The following is a 19,416-nucleotide window of genomic DNA, read 5'->3' as shown; positions in this document are numbered from 1 at the left end:
GGCCCCCGGGCCGGGGGGGCCCCCATGCCGGCCGGGGCTGACTCGGCACCCCCCGCCCGCCCCGCCCCGGCGGGGGGACCCGAACCCCGGGGCCCGGGGGGCGGGTCCCGGCCCCCCGGGCCCCTGGCGGTGTGGTGCGGCGTCAGCTGTTGATGGCGTAGCTGTCGCCGTAGACCTTCCACTTCAGCGGCGGGTTGAGGTCGAAGTTCTTCGCGTTGAGGAAGACCAGCTGCTCGGTGTCGACCCGGCTGGTGTCGGAGTGCGCCTCCTCCTTCTTCATGACCACCTTGCGGGCGTCCAGGAAGGCCTTGAGGTAGGTGGCCTCGTCGCCGCCCTGGGCGGGGGTCCTGGCCTTCTTCATGGCGGCGGCGCGGATGCCGCCGAAGCTGTCCGAGCTGTTGCCGGGGCCGTGCATGACGATGGCGTCGTAGTAGGCGAACTGGCCGAGCGCGCGCAGGCCGTCGCTCTTGGCCTGGTTGACGGCGGGGTTGAAGTACACCCGGTCGCGCTCGTCGTTCTGCGCCTGCTGGAAGACGGCGTCCTTGGCGGCGGTGGCCCAGGCCTTCTCGAACGCGGAGCCGAGGCCGGCGTGCGAGTCGGAGCCGTTGACCTTCTCCAGCGCCGGCAGGAACTTGGCCAGGACGTTGCCGGGCTTGAGGTCGGTGTAGTGCTGGACCAGCTCCAGCATGTCACCGGTGCCGGAACAGAAGCCGATGATGCCGGCGGTGTACCCGCGGCCGTCCTTGATGTCCTCGATGTACTTGTACTGGGCCTTCCAGTCCAGCGACGAGTTCTCCGCGCTGGACACCAGCTGCATCGCGATGTCCTTCTTGTGCGGGTCGTCCAGCCCGACCCCCTTGAACTGGACGGCGGCGGCCGGCGACGGGGCGGCCTGGGCCGCCGAGGTGGCCGCGACGGTCAGGGGAGCGGCCACCAGGGCGGCGGCGAGGGCGATGCGGAGGGCACGACGGGGCTGAGGGCGCATGGGACGCTCCGATTCCTCGTGGGGTTAGGAAACTTTCCTAACGAGAAGTAGGAATACGCCTCCGGCCGTGCTCCCGCAAGGGTTTTGACGGAACCTCTTCAAGAGATCTTGGGCGGCCGGGCACCGTGCGCCCGGGCGACGGAAGGGGCCCCGCCCCGGACGCGTGGTCCGGGGCGGGGCCCCTTCCTGGGGTGCTGCCGCGTCAGGCGCCGCGCAGCACCGCGCCGGTGCGGGCGACGGCCTCGGCGACGGCCGCCTCACGGGCGGCGGTGGCCTCGTCGGCGGTCAGCGTGCGGTCGACCGCGCGGAAGCGCAGCGCGTACGCCAGCGACTTCCTGCCCTCGCCGACCTGCTCACCGGTGAACACGTCGAACAGCCGGATGGCCTCCAGCAGTTCGCCCGCGCCGGCACGCAGCGCGGCCTCGACGTCGGCGGCCGGGACGGCGGTGTCGACGATCAGCGCGACGTCCTGGGTCGCCACCGGGAAACCGGAGACGGTCGGGCCGCCGACCCGCTCGGCGCCGTCGGCGGTGAGCAGGTCGATGTCGATCTCCATCGCGGCGGTACGGGCCGGCAGCCCGAGCGCCTTGACCACCCGCGGGTGCAGCTCACCGGCGTGGCCGACCACCCGGTCGGTGCCGGCCACCACCAGCTCGGCGCAGCGGCCCGGGTGCCACGGCGCCAGCTGGCCCTGACGGACGGTCAGCTCGACGCCGGCCGCGCGGGCCACCGTACGGGCCGCCTCGACGGCGTCCGCCCAGGAGGCCTGGGCGCCCTTGCCCCACCAGCCCGACGGCAGCCGCTCGCCCGCGAGGGCGACGGCGATCCGGCGCGGCTGGTCCGGCAGCGCGGCGTCCAGCGCGGCCAGCTCCTCGTCGCTGGGCCGGTGGTCGACCGCCGGACGCGGGGCCACGCTCAGCTCGTCCTTGGGCAGGAAGACGGTGCCGGTCTCGTAGACCGCCAGGTCGGTGTTGCCCCGGCCGACGTTGCGGCGCAGCGCGCCGAGCAGGCCCGGCAGCAGCGTGGTGCGCAGCGCCGGCTCCTCGTCGTTCAGCGGGTTGACCAGCTTCACCGTGCGGCGGCGCCGGTCGTCCGCCTCCAGGCCGAGCGCCTCGAAGGCGGCCTCGCCGAGGAACGGGTAGTTGTTGACCTCGACGTAGCCGGCCCCGGCCAGCGCGACGCCGATCCGGCGGTTCACCCGCTGGGCCTCGGTCAGGCCCTTGCCCGGGGGCACGTTCGGCATCCGGGCGGGGACGTTGTCGTAGCCCTCCAGCCGGATGACCTCCTCGGCGAGGTCGTACGGGTCGGTGAGGTCGGGGCGCCAGGTCGGCGGGGTGACCTCCAGGACGTCGGCGCCGGCGACCGAGCAGCCGATCTCCTGCAGGCGCCGGGTGACGGTCTCGCGGCCGTACGCGGTGCCGGCCACCCGGTCGGGCAGGTCGGCGGCGATGGTGATGGTGCGCACCGGGTGCGGGGCGGCGATGTCGGTGACCCCGGCCTCGGCGGTGCCGCCGGCGATCAGGACCAGCAGGTCGACGGCGCGCTGTGCGGCGGCGCGGGCGGCCTCCGGGTCGACGCCGCGCTCGAAGCGCTTGGACGCCTCGGAGGGCAGCTTGTGCCGCTTGGCGCTGCGGGCGATCGCGACCGGGTCGAAGTGCGCCGCCTCGATGATCACCTCGGTGGTGCCCGGGCCCGCGGCCGGGTCGAGGATCTCGGTGGAGGCGCCGCCCATCACACCGGCCAGGCCGATCGGGCCGCTGTTGTCGCAGATCAGCAGGTCCTCGACGGCGAGCTTGCGCTCCACGCCGTCGAGGGTGGTGAGGGTCTCGCCCTGCTCCGCCCGGCGGACCACGATCGGGCCGTCCACGCGCTGCTTGTCGTAGGCGTGCAGCGGCTGGCCGACCTCCAGCATCACGTAGTTGGTGATGTCGACGGTCAGCGAGATCGGACGGATGCCCGACTTCTGGAGCCGGCGCTGGAGCCAGATCGGGGACTTGGCGTTCGGGTCGACGCCGACGACCGTACGGGCCACGAAGCGGTCGCAGCCGGCCTGGTCGTTGACCTTCACCAGGTAGCCGAAGGAGTTCGCCGGCGGCACGTCGAGCAGCGCCGGGTCGGCCAGCGGCAGCCCGTACGCGGCGGCGGCCTCACGGGCCACGCCGCGCATGGACAGGCAGTAGCCGCGGTCCGGGGTGACGGCGATGTCGAGCACCTCGTCGACGAGCTGGAGCAGCTCGATCGCGTCGGTGCCGGGCTCGTACTCCGGCGGGAGCACGATGATGCCGTTGTGGTCGTCGCCCATGCCCAGCTCGCGGGCGGAGCAGATCATGCCGGCCGAGGTGTGGCCGTAGGTCTTGCGGGCCGCGATCGGGAACGGGCCGGGCAGCACCGCGCCCGGGAGCACGACCACGACCTTGTCGCCGACGGCGAAGTTGGTCGCGCCGCAGACGATCTCCTGCGGCTCGCCGGTGCCGTTGGCGTCGCCGACGTTCACGAAGCAGTGCCGGATCGGCTTCTTGAAGCCGGACAGCTCCTCGATGGAGAGCACCTCGCCGACCACCAGCGGGCCCTTGAGGTCCGCGCCGAGCTGCTCGACGGTCTCGACCTCCAGGCCGGCCCGGACCAGGCGCTCCGCGACGTCACGGCCGGTCTCGCCGGCCGGCAGGTCGACGTACTCGCGCAGCCAGGAAAGCGGGACGCGCATCAGATCTCCATCCCGAACGGGAGGGTGAAGCGGACGTCACCCTCGACCATGTCGCGCATGTCGGCGACGTTGTGACGATTCATCAGGATCCGCTCCAGGCCCAGGCCGAAGGCGAAGCCGCTGTAGCGGTCGGGGTCGACACCGCAGGCGACCAGCACCCGCGGGTTGACCACGCCGCAGCCGCCGAGCTCGATCCAGCCCTCGGAGGAGCACGTCCGGCAGGGCCGGTCCGGGTTGCCGACGCTCGCACCGCGGCACACGAAGCACTGGAGGTCGATCTCCGCGCTCGGCTCGGTGAACGGGAAGTACGACGGGCGCCAGCGCAGCTCCAGGCCGCCGCCGATCAGCTTCTCGACCAGCACCTCGATGGTGCCCTTGAGGTCGGCGAAGGTGATGCCCTCGTCCACCGCGAGGCCCTCGACCTGGCGGAAGACCGGGGTGTGGGTGGCGTCCAGCTCGTCGGTCCGGTAGACCCGGCCCGGGCAGACCACGTAGATCGGCGGCTCGCGGTCGAGCATGGTGCGCGCCTGGACCGGGGAGGTCTGGGTGCGCAGCACCACGCCGGAGTCGGCGGAGCCGTCCGGGGCCTGGACGAAGAAGGTGTCCTGCATCGAGCGGGCCGGGTGGTCCGGGCCCAGGTTGAGGGCGTCGAAGTTGAGCCACTCGGCCTCGACCTCGGGGCCCTCCGCGACCTGGTAGCCCATCGCGACGAAGGTGTCCTCGATGAGCTCGGCCATGGTGGTCAGCGGGTGCCGGGCGCCGCGCGGGGCGCGGTCGTACGGCAGCGTGACGTCCACCGCCTCCTCGACCAGCACGCGGGCGTCCCGCTCCGCCTCCAGCTCGGCCTGCCGCTTGGCGAGGGCCTGGTTGACGGCCCCGCGGGCCTGGCCGATCAGCTTTCCGGCGGCCGCCTTGGCGTGCGGGGGCAGGGCGCCGATCTCGCGGTTGGCGAGAGAGAGCGCGGAGCGGTCGCCGGTGTGGGCGACCTTGGCCTGCTTCAGCTCGTCCAGGGAACCGGCGGCGGCGAACGCGGCGACCGCCTCGTCCCGCGCCTGCTCCACCACCTCGGGCTTCAGGGCCTCGACCTCGACCGGGTCGTACGACTTGTTGGGTGCCGACATCTCTATCTTTCCCGTGCTCCTGCTCGTCCGTGCTCAAGGTCTTTGGGCCAACGCCAAAGGTCGAGTGTAGTCGCAGCGGGTATCACCGCTGCCGCGAAGCCCGTCCGGGGAGCGACGTCCGGCCCGCTCGGGAGCGGCCGGTACGGCACGGAGCACTCGGTGCTCGTCGTCCACGCTCCTTCAGAGCATGAAGTCGGGTACCCCGGCGGGCAGGATGAATCGGAACCGGGCGCCGCCGCCGGGCGCGCGGTCGACGCGGATCGAGCCGCCGTGGGCCTCCACGATGCCCTTGACGATGTAGAGGCCCAGGCCCGTGCCGCCGCGCTTGGAGCCGCGCCAGAAGCGGGTGAAGACGCGCGGCATCGACTCCTCGGGGATTCCGCTGCCTTCGTCGCTCACGGTGACCGCTGTGCCTTCCACGATGCGGGGCGGGGTGCCGCCGCGCTCCCAGAGGGGCGCCTCGACGACCTCCTTGGCCGGTGCCACCTCGATGGTGACAGTTCCCTCGCCGTGCCGCACCGCGTTTTCCAGCAGGTTGGCGAGCACCTGGTCGATCTTGTCCGGGTCGGCCCACAGGACGGTCAGCGGCTCGGCGATCCGGATGTCGAAGCGGTCCTCGGCGATGCCGGTGGCGACCTTGCGCTCGACGTGCCGGCGCACCGCCGCGGCCAGGTCGACCACCTGCTTGCGCAGCTCCAGCCGGCCGGAGTCGATCCGGGAGATGTCCAGCAGCTCGGCGATCAGCCGGGTGACCCGGTCGGCGTCGGCGTCCACCGTCTCCAGCATCAGCCGCTTCTGCCCGTCGGTGAACCGCTCCCACTTGGCCAGCAGCGTCGCCGTGAAGCCCTTGACGCTGGTCAGCGGGGAGCGCAGCTCGTGCGCCACGGTGGCGATCAGCTCGGCGTGGCTGCGCTCGGTGCGGCGCCGGGCCTCGGTGCCGCGCAGGGCGATCACCAGCCGCTCCAGCGGCCCGCCCGGCGCGCTGCGCACGTACCGGGCGGAGACCAGCACCTCGCGCCCCCCGGGCAGCAGCAGGTTGCGCTCCGGCTGGCGGGTGCGGATGGCCAGGCCGCCGTACGGGTCGGTCAGCTGCCACCAGCGGCGGCCGTCCAGGTCCTCCAGCGGGAGGGCGTCCTCCAGCACGCTGCCGAGCGCGGCCTGCGGGAGCACGCCGGTGAGCCGGGCCGCGGCCCGGTTGAAGCAGACCACCCGGCCCAGCGCGTCGGCGACCACCAGGCCGTCCGGCAGGTCGTCCGGGTCGAGCTCGGGCCCGCTGCCGACCATGGGTTGCCTCCCCGATTACCCACCGTGCCGTTCCCCCCACCGAGGCAGACCCTAGCGCCTCCCAGGCCCGTGCAGTAGGGCTTGCAACGGGTGATCCGGACGCGCCCCCGGCCGGGTCAGGCGTTCGAGCGGCAGCCGCCGGGCGAACGCTGGGCGCGGGCCGAGGCGTACAGGCAGACGGCCGCGGCGGTGGCCAGGTTGAGGCTCTCCGCGTGGCCGTGGATCGGGACGCGCACGACCTCGTCGGTGAGCGCGCGGGTCTCCTCCGGAAGCCCCCACGCCTCGTTGCCGAACACCCACGCACCGGGCGCGCCCAGGGTGCCCTCGTCCAGCTCCCGGTCCAGGTCCCGCTCCCCCGCGCCGTCCGCGGCGAGCACCCGGACGCCGGCCTCGCGCAGCTTCCCGACGGCCTCCTCGACCGGCACGCCGACCGCCACCGGCAGGTGGAACAGGCTGCCCACGGAGGCCCGGACGGCCTTCGGGTTGTAGAGGTCCACCGAGGCGTCGGTGAGCACCACGGCGTCCGCGCCGGCCGCGTCGGCGGTGCGCAGCACGGTGCCGGCGTTCCCGGGGTCGCGCACGTGGGCGAGGACCGCGACCAGCTTGGGGCGGGCCCTGAGCACCTCGGCGAACGGGGTGTCGATGAAGCGGCAGAGCGCCACGATGCCCTGCGGGGTCACCGTGTCGCAGATCCCGGCGATCACCTCGTCGGTGGCGGTCAGCACCGGCAGCCCCTCCGCCAGGGCGGCGTCGACGATGCCGGCGTGCCGCTCGGCGGCCTCCGGCGTCGCGTAGACCTCGACCACGGCGTGCTCGCCGGTGCCCGGCAGCCTGCCGAAGGCAACGGCCTCCCGGACCGCCTGCGGGCCCTCGGCCAGGAACCGGCGCTCCTTGGTGCGCTGGTTGCGCTTGGCCAGCCGGCGGGCGGCGACGACGCGCGGCGAGCGCAGGGAGGTCAGCAGGGGGGTGTCGGTGCTCGGCATGGTCTCGTTCTCTGGAGGCGCTGAAGGAGGGGCAGAAGCAGGACCGGACCCGCAGGCGAACCTGCGGGCCCGGTCGGAGCTCAACCGATCTCGGAAGATCAGGCGGCGTCGGCGGCGGCCTTCGGGGCGTTCACGTCGGCCGGCAGCGCCTTCTGGGCGACCTCGACCAGGGAGGCGAACGCACCCGGGTCGTTGACGGCCAGGTCGGCCAGCATCTTGCGGTCGATCTCGACGCTGGCGGCCTTCAGGCCCTGCACGAAGCGGTTGTAGGTGATGCCGTTGGCACGGGCCGCAGCGTTGATGCGCTGGATCCACAGCTGACGGAAGTCGCCCTTGCGCTTCTTGCGGTCGTTGAAGTTGTAGACCAGCGAGTGGGTGACCTGCTCCTTGGCCTTGCGGTACAGGCGCGAACGCTGGCCACGGTAGCCGCTGGCGCGCTCCAGGATGACCCGGCGCTTCTTGTGGGCGTTGACTGCCCGCTTGACGCGTGCCACTTGATTACTCCTTGGGTTGGACCACGGACTACTTCACGTGGTCCGTCATTCGAATGGGTCGGGAAGGATCAGCTGCCCCGCTTGCGGCTCGCGCCGGGCGGGAGGGCGATCACTTGCCGAGAAGCTTCTTGATCTTCTTGGCGTCAGCGGGGGCCAGCTCGATCGTCCCGGCCAGCTTGCGGGTCAGCGTCGAGGGCTTGTGCTCCAGGAGGTGGCGGCGGCCGGCGCGCTCGCGCAGCACCTTGCCAGAGCCACTGATCTTGAAGCGCTTGCTGGCGCCACTGTGCGTCTTCTGCTTCGGCATTTCGCCGTATCTCCTCGTCGGTCCCGTCCACGCCCGCGCGGCGGCTGCCACGCGGGCGTGAACTGGATGGATCTGCGGTGACCGGGCGGGCCGCCCCGTCACCCTGTGGGCCGGTCTCCCGGACCTCCTGGCCGGTGAAGGCTCAGGCGCCCTGGGAGGCGGCCGGCTGCTCGACCGGAGCGTCGGCCTCGGCGGCCGGCGCCTCGGCCGGGGCGTCCTGCGCCTCGGTCACGGCGTCGTCGGTCACGGCGTCGTCGTCAACCGCCACGTCGTCGTCCGCGGCGGCGTCGGAGCCGGCGGTGCGGCCCTGACGCTCGGCCTTGCGGGCGTCCGCGAGGGCGCGGGCCTCGGCCATCGCCTCGGTCTTCTTCTTGTGCGGGCCAAGGACCATGATCATGTTACGGCCGTCCTGCTTCGGCGAGGACTCGACGAAGCCCAGGTCCTGGACGTCGTCGGCGAGCCGCTGGAGCAGACGGAAGCCCAGCTCGGGGCGGGACTGCTCACGACCGCGGAACATGATCGTGATCTTGACCTTGTCGCCCTGCTTGAGGAACCGGACGACGTGACCCTTCTTGGTGTCATAGTCGTGCGGGTCGATCTTCGGCCGGAGCTTCATCTCCTTGATGACCGTGTGCGCCTGGTTCTTGCGCGCCTCACGGGCCTTCATGGCCGACTCGTACTTGAACTTGCCGTAGTCCATGAGCTTGCACACCGGCGGCCGGGCGGTCGCCGCGACCTCGACCAGGTCGAGGTCGTACTCCTGCGCGAGCTCCAGCGCCTTGGCAAGCGGCACGATGCCGACCTGCTCGCCGCTGGGACCGACGAGTCGCACCTCGGGGACGCGAATCCGGTCGTTGATGCGGGGCTCGGTGCTGATGGGGCCTCCTCGGTTGCACCTTCTGCGATGCGGCCGTCGGACGGCGGTCGCACGTAGTGGACTCGACCACTGGGCGGGGCTTCATTCGTGCTGCGCTGCCCGGTGGGTACACCGCCGCACGAAAAAAGCCCCGCTCGGTACAAGCGGGGCTCCACACAACCGGGGGCGACGCCCGGTGAGGGGCGTTGCGGGCGACTCGGCGCCAGGGGCGCCCGTCGCGGACCGGGACCCGTCGACCGCGAGGCCGATCGGGTGGGAGACTTTCGTGGCTTGCCCTCTCGGGCCTCCTCGGTGGAGCCTCCTCTTGCTGGCCAGGGACCCGTGAGGGAACCCGGCCGGTCAGTCTCGAAGCTTACAGCGTCGTGCCGTCGAACGCTATTCCGCCCCGCCGCGGGGCCCCTTGTACGCTCCACGTGTACCCACACGGCACAACGGAACGAGCCCCCCTTGAGCAGCGAGCCCACCCAGAACCCCGGCGCTGAGGACGACGCGATCGGCTTCGACGACCTCACCCGCGACATCGCCGAGGTCCCGGCCGTCGAGGTGATCACCACCGTCGCGGTGCACCTGATGAGCGCCGCCGCCGTCAAGTGCGGTCTCGCCGAGGGCGGCGAGAAGGACAAGGACCTGGACGAGGCCCGCAAGCTGATCACCGCGCTGGCCGGGCTGGTCAGCGCCGGCGCCCCGGAGATCAGCAACTTCCACGCCGCGCCGCTGCGGGACGGGCTGCGCTCGCTCCAGCTCGCGTTCCGCGAGGCCTCGGTCGTCCCGGACGCCCCGGGCGCGGGCCCGGGCGAGAAGTTCACCGGGCCGGTCTACTCCTGAGCCCGCTCGCGAAGGGAGCGCCCCGCCCGGGGCGCTCCCTTCGCGTCCACCACTGCCCGCGCCCACCGGCCCTCGGGGGTACCGGCTTTCGGGGGGGGTGCCGGCCTTGGGGGGCTACCGCTTGTAGAGCGGCTCCCCCGGCAGCTCCGCGCCGGGCGGCAGCACCGCGAGGTCCAGCCCCCGGTCCAGCCGCACCCGCAGCACCGGGTCGGCGGCCACCGCCTGCCCGACCCGCTGCGCGGCCGCCTGCAGCCCGGCCTGGTCCAGCGCCGGGTCGAACACCACCGCGAGCACCCCGTCCGAACCGTCCGAGGCCGCCAGCAGCCCGGTGACCACCTGCGGCTCGGCCGCCAGCAGCCCGCGGACCGCCTCGCGCACCTCCGGGTCCCGGACCGGCGGCAGGAACGGGCGGTTCTCCGCCAGCGCCCGCAGCCGGGCGCCGCTCAGCTGGAACGGCACCGGCCCGGCCGGGTCGATCAGCAGGGTGTCGGCACGCTCCGCGAAGGCGACCATCGCGGCCTGCGGGGCCGCCGTCGGCGCCGGGCGGGCGTCGGCGCGCCAGCGGGTCAGCGATTCGAGCGAGGTGAAGGCCGGCAGCGCGCGGCGGCCGTCCGGGGCCTCCAGCACCGGCACGGCCATGTCACTGGTCTTCTCGTGCCGGTGCCCCTCCGGGCTCACCTCGACCTCGCCGAGGATCGCGACGATCGGGACCATCAACCGGGTGGGGGTCAGCGCCGCGAGCACCTCCGGCTCGGCCGCGCGGTCCCGCGACCAGCGGTCGAGCGCCTCGGTGAGCGCCGGGTCGGCGGTGCCGTCGTCGTCGGAGAAACCGGGATTCGGGATGCTCTTGCCGACGAACGCCGGGTTGGAGAAGTCTTTGCGGTCCACCCGCCCGACCCTATGCCACCGCGCCCGAGCGGCCCCATTCCGCTGCACGTCCCCCGCCCGCCAGGGCCTCCCCGCAGTTTCCCCGCACGGGGCCTACCCACCGGTAGTGCGGTGTGGCACCCTGCGGCCATGGTGATCCTCGACGCACCCGCGACCGCGCCCGCCCCGGTCTCCGACCGCCTCCGGTACGACCGCGCCACCGCCCACCTGGACGGGCCCGTGGCCGTCGTGGACCTCGCCGCGTTCGACGCGAACGCCGCCGACCTGGTCCGCCGGGCGGGCGGCAAGCCGATCCGGCTGGCCAGCAAGTCGCTCCGCTGCCGGGCGCTGCTGGAGCGGGCGCTGGCGGTGGACGGCTACCTCGGGGTGATGAGCTTCACCCTGGAGGAGTCCCTCTGGCTGGCCCGCGCCGGCCTCCGCGACATCCTGCTCGCCTACCCGTCCGCCGACCGGGCCGGCTTCGCCGAGCTGACCGCCGACCCGGAGGCCGCCCGCGGGATCACCGTCGTCCTGGACGACCCGGCCCAGCTGGACCTGATCGACGAGGCCCGCGGCGGCGACGCCGAGGTGCGGGTCTGCCTGGAGCTGGACACCTCGCTGCACCTGCTCGGCGGCCGGGTCCGGGTGGGCGCCCGGCGCTCGCCGCTGCGCACCCCCGAGGACCTCGGCGCCTTCGCCGAGCTCGTCCAGCGCCGCCGGGGCTTCCGGGTGGTCGGCCTGATGGCGTACGAGGGGCACGTCGCCGGGGTGGGCGACCGGGTGCCCGGACGGCCGGTGCGCTCGCAGCTGATCCGGCTGATGCAGGCCAAGGCCCGGACCGAGCTGGCCGAGCGCCGGGCGGCGGCGGTCCGGCGGCTGCGGCAGGTCGCCGACCTGGAGTTCGTCAACGGCGGCGGCACCGGCAGCGTGGAGTCCACCGTGACGGAGCGCGCCGTCACCGAGGTGGCGGCCGGCTCCGGGCTCTACCAGCCGCAGCTGTTCGACAACTACCGCTCCTTCCGGGGCCGGCCGGCCGCGCTGTTCGGCCAGCCGGTGGTGCGCCGCCCCGGCCTCGGCGTGGTCACCGTCCTCGGCGGCGGCTACCCGGCCTCCGGCGCGGCCGGGCCGGACCGCTCGCCGGTGCCGTACCTGCCCGCCGGGCTGCGCTACGACCCGATGGAGGGCGCCGGGGAGGTGCAGACCCCGCTGCTCGGCCCGGCGGCGGACGACCTGCTGATCGGCGACCGGGTCTGGTTCCGGCACGCCAAGGCGGGCGAGCTGTGCGAACGCTTCGCCGAGCTGCACCTCATCGAGGGCGACCGGATCGTCCGGACGGTGCCGACGTACCGGGGTGAGGGGAAGACGTTCCTCTGACGCTCCGTCCGACCTGTGCCCTACCGTGGTACCGACACCACGAACAAGCAAGGGGACCGCATGGACGCCGAACTCGTGCAGGAGATGGTGAGGTCCGGGGCGACCTCCGTGGCCGGCCTGATGGCCACCGCCGCGTGGAACCAGGCCAGTTCGCGATTCGCCCGGCTGTTCGGCCGCGGCGAGCGGGACGAGGAGGCGGGCGCCGAGCTGGAGCTGATCCGCGCCGAGGTGCTGGAGGCCGACGGCGACGAGGAGGTCCTGGCCGACCAGGCCGCCGCCCTCCGCAACCGGCTGCGCGCGCTGTTCCGGGCGGAACCGGAGGCGGCCGAGGAGCTCTTCGAGATCCTCGAGGAGTTCGCGCCCGGACGGTTCAGCAAGGTCGGCGGGACGTACATCATCAACACCATCGACGGGAACTCGACCGTCAACAGCGATCTCGTGATCCAGGCCGGCATCATCCACGACTTGCGACGCTGACCTTTCCGGAGCCTTAAAGGGGCCCGATGGAACGGCTAACCACAGCCGTCCGTCGGGCCTTTGCGCTGCTCGGGGCCCTACAGTCCGTCAACAAGCACAGCACGCGCGACTATTGCCATCTGGTCCAGACCAATCCTACGCTCTGGCCGGGGGCCGCGCGCCGGGCCGGCGGCTCCCGAACGGGCAGGCGTGCCCGTTCCCCCACACTCGCCCGGAACGACGGTCAAGGAGTCCCCACCCCATGTCCATCAAGCGAAGTGCCCTGTCCGTCGGCGTGATCGGCGCCGCGGTCGTCGCGGTGGCCGGTGCCACCGCCGGCACCGCCAGCGCCCACGGCACGATGACCAACCCCGTGAGCCGGATCGCCGCCTGCTTCGCCGAGGGCCCCGAGCACCCGGTGTCCCAGATCTGCAAGGACCTCGTCGCCGCGAGCGGCACCCAGCCGCTGTACGACTGGAACGAGGTCAACATCGGCAGCGCCGCCGGCAACCACCAGGCGCTGATCCCGGACGGCAAGCTCTGCTCGGCCAACCGCGACAAGTACGCGGCGCTGGACTGGCCGCGCACCGACTGGCCGGCCACCGCGGTGAAGGCCGGCGCCTTCACCTTCCAGTTCCGCGCCACCGCGCCGCACGTCGGCACCCAGACCGTCTACATCACCAAGGCGGGCTACGACCCGACCAAGCCGCTGAAGTGGTCGGACCTCGACCCGACCCCGGTGGCCAAGGTGCAGGTCGACCGCAACACCGTCAACGGCTCGTACTCCTACTCCGGCACCCTGCCGCAGCGCACCGGCCGCCAGGTGCTGTACACGGTGTGGCAGCGCAGCGACAGCCCGGAGGCCTTCTACGCCTGCTCCGACGTCGACTTCGGCGCCTCCGCCACGGCCGTGTCGGCGCTCGCCGCCCAGGCCCCGGCCGCGCCGAGCGACGCCCAGATCGCGGCCGACGCGTCCAGGTCCACGGTCGCCCACCACGGCCACGGCGGGGACCCGGACTCCCCGGCCGGCCAGGTGGTCCCGACCGCCGCCGCGGCCGTGGGCGGCACCTCGGCCACCGGTCCGCTGCTGCTCGCGGGCGCGGCCGCGATCGGTGCCGGCTGGGCCGGCATGGTGCTCCGGCGCCGTCGTGTCGAGGCTGTTCGACGCGACTCCTGACGCCGGGCGCGGGACCGGGCCGGCCACACCCCCGTCCGGCCCGGTCCCGTGGCACGTTCCAAGAGCGGCGGCCCACCCGGAGGGTTCCCTCCCGGGTGGGCCGCCGCCGTGTGAGGAGCGCGGGGCTCAGGTGGTGGTGCCCCCGGGGCCGCCGGAGCCGGAGCCCGTCCCGGGCAGTCCGGGGATGCCCGGCAGCTTGCCCTTGTAGTCGGTGATGCCCTGGAGGATGGTGTCCATCACCGCGACGTCCGGCGACTTGTCGGCGATGTCGAAGCCGAAGTGCACCGAGACCAGCGACTTCCCGTCGGCGGACGGGAAGACCACGGTCTGCACGGTGCCGTTGTTGCCCTTGGGCGCGTCCACCTTCCAGCGGACCAGGTAGCCGTCCTTGCCGTTGACCTTCACGGCCTCGGACTTGAGCTCCTGGTGCCCGGTGACCTCGCCGTACGCGTCCTTGGCCGCCGACGCGATGTCGGCCTTGGCCGCCGCCTGGACGTCGGTGCCGCCGCCGTCGATCCGGCCGGTGTTCACCCCGCCGAGGGAGCACTCGCCCTGGCCGCCCGCACAGGTGTACGAGCCGACGCTGAGCACGGCGTAGCCCTTGTCGGTGGTGCCGGCCTCCCAGCCGTCCGGGACGGGCAGGGTGAGCCGGTTGACCACGTCGATCGCCTGGTCGGCGCTCGGGCGGGGCTTACCGCCGCCCTTGCCGCTGCCGCCGTTGCCGCCGCTCCCGCCCTTGCCGCTCCCGCCGCCGTTCCCGTCACCGCCGTTGCCGGGGTCGCCGAAGTCCGGGACGCCGCCCCACGGGCCGTTGCCGTCGGACTGCGGGGCCGGGCGGGCGCTGCGCTTGGGGCGGTCCCCGTGGCCGTCCATCGCGAGGTAGGTGATGCCCGAGCCGGCGCCCAGGCCGAGCAGGGCGGCGACGGCCGTCGCCAGCACCAGCTTGGAGGGCCGGCGCCGGGGCCGGCGCGGCGGTCCGGCGGGCGAGCCGTAGGCGGTGCCGAAGGGCGGCGGCTCCGGGTAGCGGACGGTCGGGCCGCTGTCGAGCACCTCGCCCTCCAGCACCGTGGGCCGCCCGGCCGGTCCCGCCCCCGGGTCCGCGGCGGCGGCCGGTCCCTGGTCCGCGGCAGCCGGCTCCGGCGCGGCCGGTGCCGGGGCGTCCGAGGGTGCGGGCCGGGTGTCGGCCGTCCAGCCCCTGCCGTCCCACCACCGCTGGGGCCTCGGGTCACTGGTGGTGTCCTTGGGGTCCGGGTACCACCCGGCGGGAATCTGCTCACTCACGACAGAGAATCTAAAGGCAGCCGGATAAACGCGAAATCAGCGCAGCACGGAATTCCCGCCGTTTTCGATGAGATTCCGGTGAGAACCCGCGCGCCGGGCCGGGCGGACCCTACAGCGGCGTCACGTAGGCCCCGGAGATGCCCCCGTCCACCAGGAACTCGCTCGCGGTGATGAACGAGGAGTCGTCGCTGGCCAGGAAGGCCACCGCGGCGGCGATCTCCTCGGCGCGGGCGAACCGGCCGAGCGGGATGTGCACCAGCCGGCGGGCGGCCCGCTCCGGGTCCGCGGCGAACAGCTCGCGCAGCAGCGGGGTGTCCACCGGTCCGGGCGAGAGCGCGTTGACCCGGATGCCCTCCCGGGCGAACTGCACGCCCAGCTCGCGGGACATCGCCAGCACCCCGCCCTTGGAGGCGGTGTAGGAGATCTGCGAGGTGGCCGCGCCCATCCGGGCCACGAAGCTGGCGGTGTTGATGATCGAGCCCCGCCCGTGCCGGCGCATGTACGGCAGCGCGGCCTTGCAGCACAGGTAGACCGAGGTCAGGTTGACCTCCTGGACCCTGTGCCAGGCGTCCAGGCCGGTGGTCAGGATCGAGTCGTCCTCGGGCGGGGAGATGCCGGCGTTGTTGAACGCGACGTCCACGCTGCCGCAGGTCTCGTACGCCTCGTCGAACAGCGCCTCGACCATGTACGGGTCGGTGACGTCGGTGTGCACGAAGAGCCCGCCGACCTCCTTGGCGGCGGCCCGTCCGGTCTCCTCGTCGAGGTCGGCGCAGACCACCTTCGCCCCCTCCGAGGCGAGCCGCCGGGCGGCGGCCAGGCCGATGCCGCTGCCCGCGCCGGTGACCACGGCGGTGCGGCCGACCAGCCGGCGGCAGACGGGTCCGTCCTGCGCGGCGTGCTTCTCGCTCATCGGGCTGTCACTCCTCGCTGTGGATGAAGACGTTCTTGGTCTCGGTGAAGTGGCGCAGCGCGTCCGGTCCCAGCTCACGGCCCACCCCGGACTCGCCGAAGCCGCCGAAGGGCGTCCAGTAGCGCACCGAGGAGTGCGAGTTGACCGACAGGTTGCCCGCCCGTACGCCCCGGGCCAGGCGCAGCGCGCGGCCGACGTCCCGGGTCCAGATCGACCCGGACAGGCCGTAGCGGGTGGCGTTGGCCAGCCGCAGGGCGTCGGCCTCGTCGGTGAACGGCAGGACGGCGGCGACCGGGCCGAAGATCTCCTCGGTGACGGCCGGGACCTGCGGGTCCGCCGGGGCGACGACGGTCGGCGGGTACCAGTAGCCGGGCCCGTCCGGGACCTTGCCGCGGGCCAGCACCGGCAGTTCGGGGGTGAGGTAGGAGGCCACCCGGCGGACCTGGGCGGCCGAGATCAGCGGGCCGAGCTGGGTCTGCGGGTCGGTCGGGTCGCCGGTGCGCAGGGTCTCGACGGCGGGCAGCAGCAGGGCGAGGAAGTCCTCGTACACCTCGCGCTGGACCAGGATCCGGCTGCGGGCGCAGCAGTCCTGGCCGCTGTTGTCGGCGAAGGACATCGGGTCGGCGGCGCGGGCGAGGTCGGCGTCGGCGAAGACGATGCTGGGGCTCTTGCCGCCGAGTTCCAGGGTGACCCGCTTGGCGCGGGCGGCGCAGCGGGCGGCGACCTCCTTGCCGACCACGGTCGAGCCGGTGAAGACGATCTTGCGGACGGCCGGGTGGTCCGCCAGGGCCCGGCCGGTGGTGGCGCCCGCGCCGGGGACGACCTGGAACAGGCCCTCGGGCAGGCCCGCCGCGAGGGCGAGTTCGGCCAGCCGCAGGGCGGTCAGCGGGGTGGCCTCGGCGGGCTTGAGCAGGACGGCGTTGCCGGCCGCCAGGGCGGGGGCGAAGCCCCAGGCGGCGATCGGCATCGGGAAGTTCCACGGCGCGATCACCCCGACCACGCCGACCGGCTCGTGGAGGGTCACGTCCAGGCCGCCGGCCACCGGGATCTGCCGGCCGGTCAGCCGCTCCACTCCCCCGGCGGCGTACTCCAGCAGGTCCCGGACGTTGCCGGCCTCCCAGCGGGCGTTGGCGGGCAGGTGGCCGGCCTCGTCCACCTCCAGGGCGGCCAGCTCGGGGACGTGCACCTCGACCTGGTCGGCGAAGCGGCGCAGCAGCCGGGCGCGTTCGCCGGGGGCGAGCGCGGCCCAGCCGGCCTGGGCCCGCACCGCCCGCCGGACGGCCGCGTCCAGCTGCTCGGGGGCGGTGTCCGGGACGGTGGCGAGCACCTCGCCGGTGGCGGGGTTGCGGACGGTGCTCGCGGCGCCCGCGGCGGGCTCGGTCATGGGTCACATCCGTCGGTCATGGGTCACATCCGTTCGAAGGATCGGTAGCGCTCCCAGTCGGTGACCGCCCCGTCGTAGGCGGCCTGCTCGACCCGGGCCATGTTCAGGTAGTGCTCGACCACGTCGTCGCCGAAGGCCTCGCGGGCCAGTTCGCTGCCGGCCCACAGCTCGGCCGCCTCGCGCAGCGATCCGGGCACCCGGGGGTACTCCTCGACCGCGTAGGCGTTGCCGAGGCAGGGCGCGGGCAGTTCCAGCTTGCGCTGCAGCCCGTGCAGGCCGGCCGCGATCATCCCGGCCACCGCGAGGTACGGGTTGACGTCGCCGCCCGGTACCCGGTTCTCCATCCGCAGGCCGGGGCCGTGGCCGACCACCCGGTAGGCGCAGGTGCGGTTGTCCCGGCCCCAGGCGACGGCGGTCGGGGCGAAGGAGCCCGGGCGGTAGCGCTTGTAGGAGTTGATGTTCGGCGCGTACAGCACGCTGAACTCGCGCAGCGCGACCAGCTGGCCGGCCAGGAAGTGCCGCATGGTGTCGGTCATCCGGCCGTCCCGGTCGGCGAAGGCGGGCGCGCCGACGGCGTCGCGCAGCGAGAGGTGGATGTGGCAGCTGTTGCCCTCGCGCTCGTCGTACTTGGCCATGAAGGTGAGCGCGCAGCCGAGTTGGGCGGCGATCTCCTTCGCGCCGGTCTTGTAGACGCTGTGCTGGTCGCAGGTGGTGAGGGCGTCGGCGTAGCGGAAGGCGATCTCGTGCTGGCCGAGGTTGCACTCGCCCTTGGCCGACTCCACCACCAGGCCGGCGCCGGCCATCTCGGTGCGGATCCGGGACAGCAGCGGCTCGACCCGGGCGGTGCCCAGCATGGAGTAGTCGACGTTGTAGAGGTTCGCCGGGGTCAGGCCGCGGTAGCCGCCCAGCCAGGCCTGCTCGTAGGTGTCGCGGAAGACCAGGAACTCCAGTTCGGTGCCGATGTCGGCGGCCAGGCCGTGCTCGGCGAGCCGGGCGATCTGGCGGCGCAGCAGCTGGCGCGGGGCGGCGTCCACCGGGTGGCCGCCGTGCCGGGCGAGGTCGGCGGTGACCTGGGCGGTGCCGGGCTGCCAGGGGGTGAGCCGCAGGGTGTCGAGGTCGGGGCGCATCGCGAAGTCGCCGTAGCCGGTGGCCCAGGAGGAGAAGGCGTAGCCGTCCACGGTGTTCAGGTCGACGTCGACGGCCAGCAGGTAGTCGCAGGCCTCGGCGCCGTGCTCGGCGACCTCGTCGAGGAAGAACCGGGCGGCGAAGCGCTTGCCCTGGAGGCGGCCCTGCATGTCGGTGAAGGCGAGCGCGACGGTGTGCACCTCGCCGGCGTCCACCAGGGTGCGCAGCCCGTCCAGGGTCAGCGGCGGCCGGGGCGGTGAGCCCGCGGCGACCTGTTCGGACCTATCGGACATTTCAGACATGGCCGAACCCTCCTCCTCGATCACTCTTCGAGATCAAGCGGTCACAGCGAACCGTACGGCCTGCGACTCGCGGGGCGGAAGAGGGCGGGTGGGTGTCGGGTGCCCGTGGCGCGCCGACGCGCGTGGCTGACGGTGGATCAGGTGCCGCGGAGGGAGAATGCGCGCCATGGATCGCAGGCCTTTGATCGGCGTCAGCACCTACCTGGTGGACGCGAGTTGGAGCGATTGGCGGGACCGCCGGGTGGCGCTGCTGCCCGAGCGGTACACCGCGCAGGTCCGGGACTCCGGCGGGATCGCGGTCCTGCTGCCGCCGGACGCGCCGGAGCGCGCGCCGGAGGTGCTGGCCCGGCTGGACGGCCTGGTGATCGCGGGCGGGCCGGACATCGACCCGGCGTACTACGGGGAGCCGGCCCATCCGGCGACCGAGGTGGACTCGCCGGAGCGGGACGCCTGGGAGGTCGCGCTGCTGCGGGCGGCGCTGGCGGCGGGGATGCCGCTGCTGGCGGTCTGCCGGGGGATGCAGGTCCTGAACGTGGTGTGCGGCGGGACGCTGGTGCAGCACCTGCCGGACGTGGTGCCGGTGGACGTGCACGGCGCACCGCCCGGGTGCTACGGCACCCACGCGGTGCGGCCGGTGCCGGGGACGCTGCTGGGCGGGCTGCTGCCGGAGAGCGAGCTGGAGGTGCCGACCTTCCACCACCAGGCCGTCGACCGGGTCGGGGCGGGGCTGCGGGTGAGCGCCCACGCGCCGGACGGGACGGTGGAGGCGGTGGAGGGCCCGGGGTTCGCGCTCGGGGTGCAGTGGCACCCGGAGCAGGGGGACGACCTGCGGCTGATGCGGGCGCTGGTCCGGGCAGCCACCGCGGCGGTCCTCGACGCGCTGGCGCTGGGATAGCGCAACTGGGCCCGGCAGCAGGGGATTTCGGCTGTTCGGACGGGTGCGGAGTACGGCGGATCCGGCCC

18 protein-coding genes are annotated in these 19,416 nt (G+C 73.6%); 5 read left to right on the top strand and 13 right to left on the bottom strand.

Annotated elements, in window-relative coordinates; genetic code table 11:
* Window positions 1-142: 142 nt before the first annotated feature.
* The 8 genes from ACIQI7_RS03865 to infC form a co-directional block, all read right to left on the bottom strand.
* Complete coding sequence (locus ACIQI7_RS03865) at window positions 143-985, bottom strand: chitosanase (RefSeq protein WP_401104814.1); 843 nt, start codon at window positions 983-985, stop codon at window positions 143-145.
* Window positions 986-1,187: 202 nt separating this feature from the next.
* Window positions 1,188-3,689, bottom strand: a complete 2,502-nt coding sequence (gene pheT / locus ACIQI7_RS03860) for a phenylalanine--tRNA ligase subunit beta (RefSeq protein ID WP_401104812.1) — start codon at window positions 3,687-3,689, stop codon at window positions 1,188-1,190.
* On the bottom strand, window positions 3,689-4,810 hold the full coding sequence (gene pheS / locus ACIQI7_RS03855) for a phenylalanine--tRNA ligase subunit alpha (protein ID WP_401104809.1): 1,122 nt from the start codon (window positions 4,808-4,810) through the stop codon (window positions 3,689-3,691). Before pheS ends, pheT begins: the two co-directional genes overlap by 1 nt.
* 180 nt (window positions 4,811-4,990) lie before the next feature.
* The gene (locus ACIQI7_RS03850) at window positions 4,991-6,094 is read right to left on the bottom strand and encodes an ATP-binding protein (protein ID WP_401104807.1); all 1,104 of its coding nucleotides are present in this window, start codon (window positions 6,092-6,094) and stop codon (window positions 4,991-4,993) included.
* 116 nt (window positions 6,095-6,210) lie between these two features.
* A complete protein-coding gene (locus ACIQI7_RS03845; RefSeq protein WP_401104805.1) occupies window positions 6,211-7,077 on the bottom strand; it encodes a TrmH family RNA methyltransferase in 867 nt (288 codons plus the stop codon).
* Between the two features lie 98 nt (window positions 7,078-7,175).
* On the bottom strand, window positions 7,176-7,571 hold the full coding sequence (gene rplT, locus ACIQI7_RS03840; RefSeq protein WP_030055649.1) for a 50S ribosomal protein L20: 396 nt from the start codon (window positions 7,569-7,571) through the stop codon (window positions 7,176-7,178).
* A gap of 109 nt (window positions 7,572-7,680) precedes the next feature.
* Window positions 7,681-7,875, bottom strand: a complete 195-nt coding sequence (gene rpmI / locus ACIQI7_RS03835) for a 50S ribosomal protein L35 (RefSeq protein WP_045701618.1) — start codon at window positions 7,873-7,875, stop codon at window positions 7,681-7,683.
* A gap of 142 nt (window positions 7,876-8,017) precedes the next feature.
* Entirely contained in the window at window positions 8,018-8,752 is a 735-nt protein-coding gene (gene infC, locus ACIQI7_RS03830; protein ID WP_401105671.1) for a translation initiation factor IF-3, read from the bottom strand.
* A gap of 447 nt (window positions 8,753-9,199) precedes the next feature.
* Between infC and ACIQI7_RS03825 the strand changes: the two genes are divergently transcribed.
* Complete coding sequence (locus ACIQI7_RS03825; protein WP_401104803.1) at window positions 9,200-9,577, top strand: DUF1844 domain-containing protein; 378 nt, start codon at window positions 9,200-9,202, stop codon at window positions 9,575-9,577.
* A 114-nt stretch (window positions 9,578-9,691) separates the two neighbouring features.
* On the opposite strand, the gene ACIQI7_RS03820 is transcribed toward ACIQI7_RS03825, so the two are convergent.
* Complete coding sequence (locus ACIQI7_RS03820) at window positions 9,692-10,465, bottom strand: SseB family protein (RefSeq protein WP_401104800.1); 774 nt, start codon at window positions 10,463-10,465, stop codon at window positions 9,692-9,694.
* 129 nt (window positions 10,466-10,594) lie between these two features.
* Between ACIQI7_RS03820 and ACIQI7_RS03815 the strand changes: the two genes are divergently transcribed.
* From ACIQI7_RS03815 to ACIQI7_RS03805, 3 genes are all read left to right on the top strand, one after another.
* Entirely contained in the window at window positions 10,595-11,818 is a 1,224-nt protein-coding gene (locus ACIQI7_RS03815; RefSeq protein ID WP_401104797.1) for an amino acid deaminase/aldolase, read from the top strand.
* 60 nt (window positions 11,819-11,878) lie between these two features.
* A complete protein-coding gene (locus ACIQI7_RS03810) occupies window positions 11,879-12,295 on the top strand; it encodes a hypothetical protein (protein ID WP_401104795.1) in 417 nt (138 codons plus the stop codon).
* Between the two features lie 241 nt (window positions 12,296-12,536).
* Window positions 12,537-13,451: a lytic polysaccharide monooxygenase gene (locus tag ACIQI7_RS03805; RefSeq protein ID WP_401104791.1), complete on the top strand. Its 915-nt coding sequence runs from the start codon at window positions 12,537-12,539 to the stop codon at window positions 13,449-13,451.
* Between the two features lie 126 nt (window positions 13,452-13,577).
* Here ACIQI7_RS03805 and ACIQI7_RS03800 read toward each other — a convergent pair whose 3' ends face one another.
* From ACIQI7_RS03800 to ACIQI7_RS03785, 4 genes are all read right to left on the bottom strand, one after another.
* A complete protein-coding gene (locus ACIQI7_RS03800) occupies window positions 13,578-14,732 on the bottom strand; it encodes a DUF2510 domain-containing protein (protein ID WP_401104789.1) in 1,155 nt (384 codons plus the stop codon).
* Between the two features lie 109 nt (window positions 14,733-14,841).
* The gene (locus tag ACIQI7_RS03795) at window positions 14,842-15,642 is read right to left on the bottom strand and encodes a 3-oxoacyl-ACP reductase (RefSeq protein ID WP_401104786.1); all 801 of its coding nucleotides are present in this window, start codon (window positions 15,640-15,642) and stop codon (window positions 14,842-14,844) included.
* Between the two features lie 7 nt (window positions 15,643-15,649).
* Complete coding sequence (locus ACIQI7_RS03790) at window positions 15,650-17,026, bottom strand: aldehyde dehydrogenase family protein (protein WP_401104783.1); 1,377 nt, start codon at window positions 17,024-17,026, stop codon at window positions 15,650-15,652.
* A gap of 23 nt (window positions 17,027-17,049) precedes the next feature.
* On the bottom strand, window positions 17,050-18,453 hold the full coding sequence (locus tag ACIQI7_RS03785) for a glutamine synthetase family protein (protein WP_401104780.1): 1,404 nt from the start codon (window positions 18,451-18,453) through the stop codon (window positions 17,050-17,052).
* A gap of 166 nt (window positions 18,454-18,619) precedes the next feature.
* On the opposite strand from ACIQI7_RS03785, the gene ACIQI7_RS03780 reads away from it, so the two are divergent.
* Complete coding sequence (locus ACIQI7_RS03780) at window positions 18,620-19,348, top strand: gamma-glutamyl-gamma-aminobutyrate hydrolase family protein (RefSeq protein ID WP_401104778.1); 729 nt, start codon at window positions 18,620-18,622, stop codon at window positions 19,346-19,348.
* Window positions 19,349-19,416 lie beyond the last annotated feature (68 nt).

Origin of the sequence: Kitasatospora sp. NPDC092039 (assembly GCF_044756065.1) — a bacterium.
Taxonomy (GTDB): domain Bacteria; phylum Actinomycetota; class Actinomycetes; order Streptomycetales; family Streptomycetaceae; genus Kitasatospora.
Note: the sequence above shows the minus strand (reverse complement) of the source record. Positions and strands in the feature narration are given on the sequence as shown.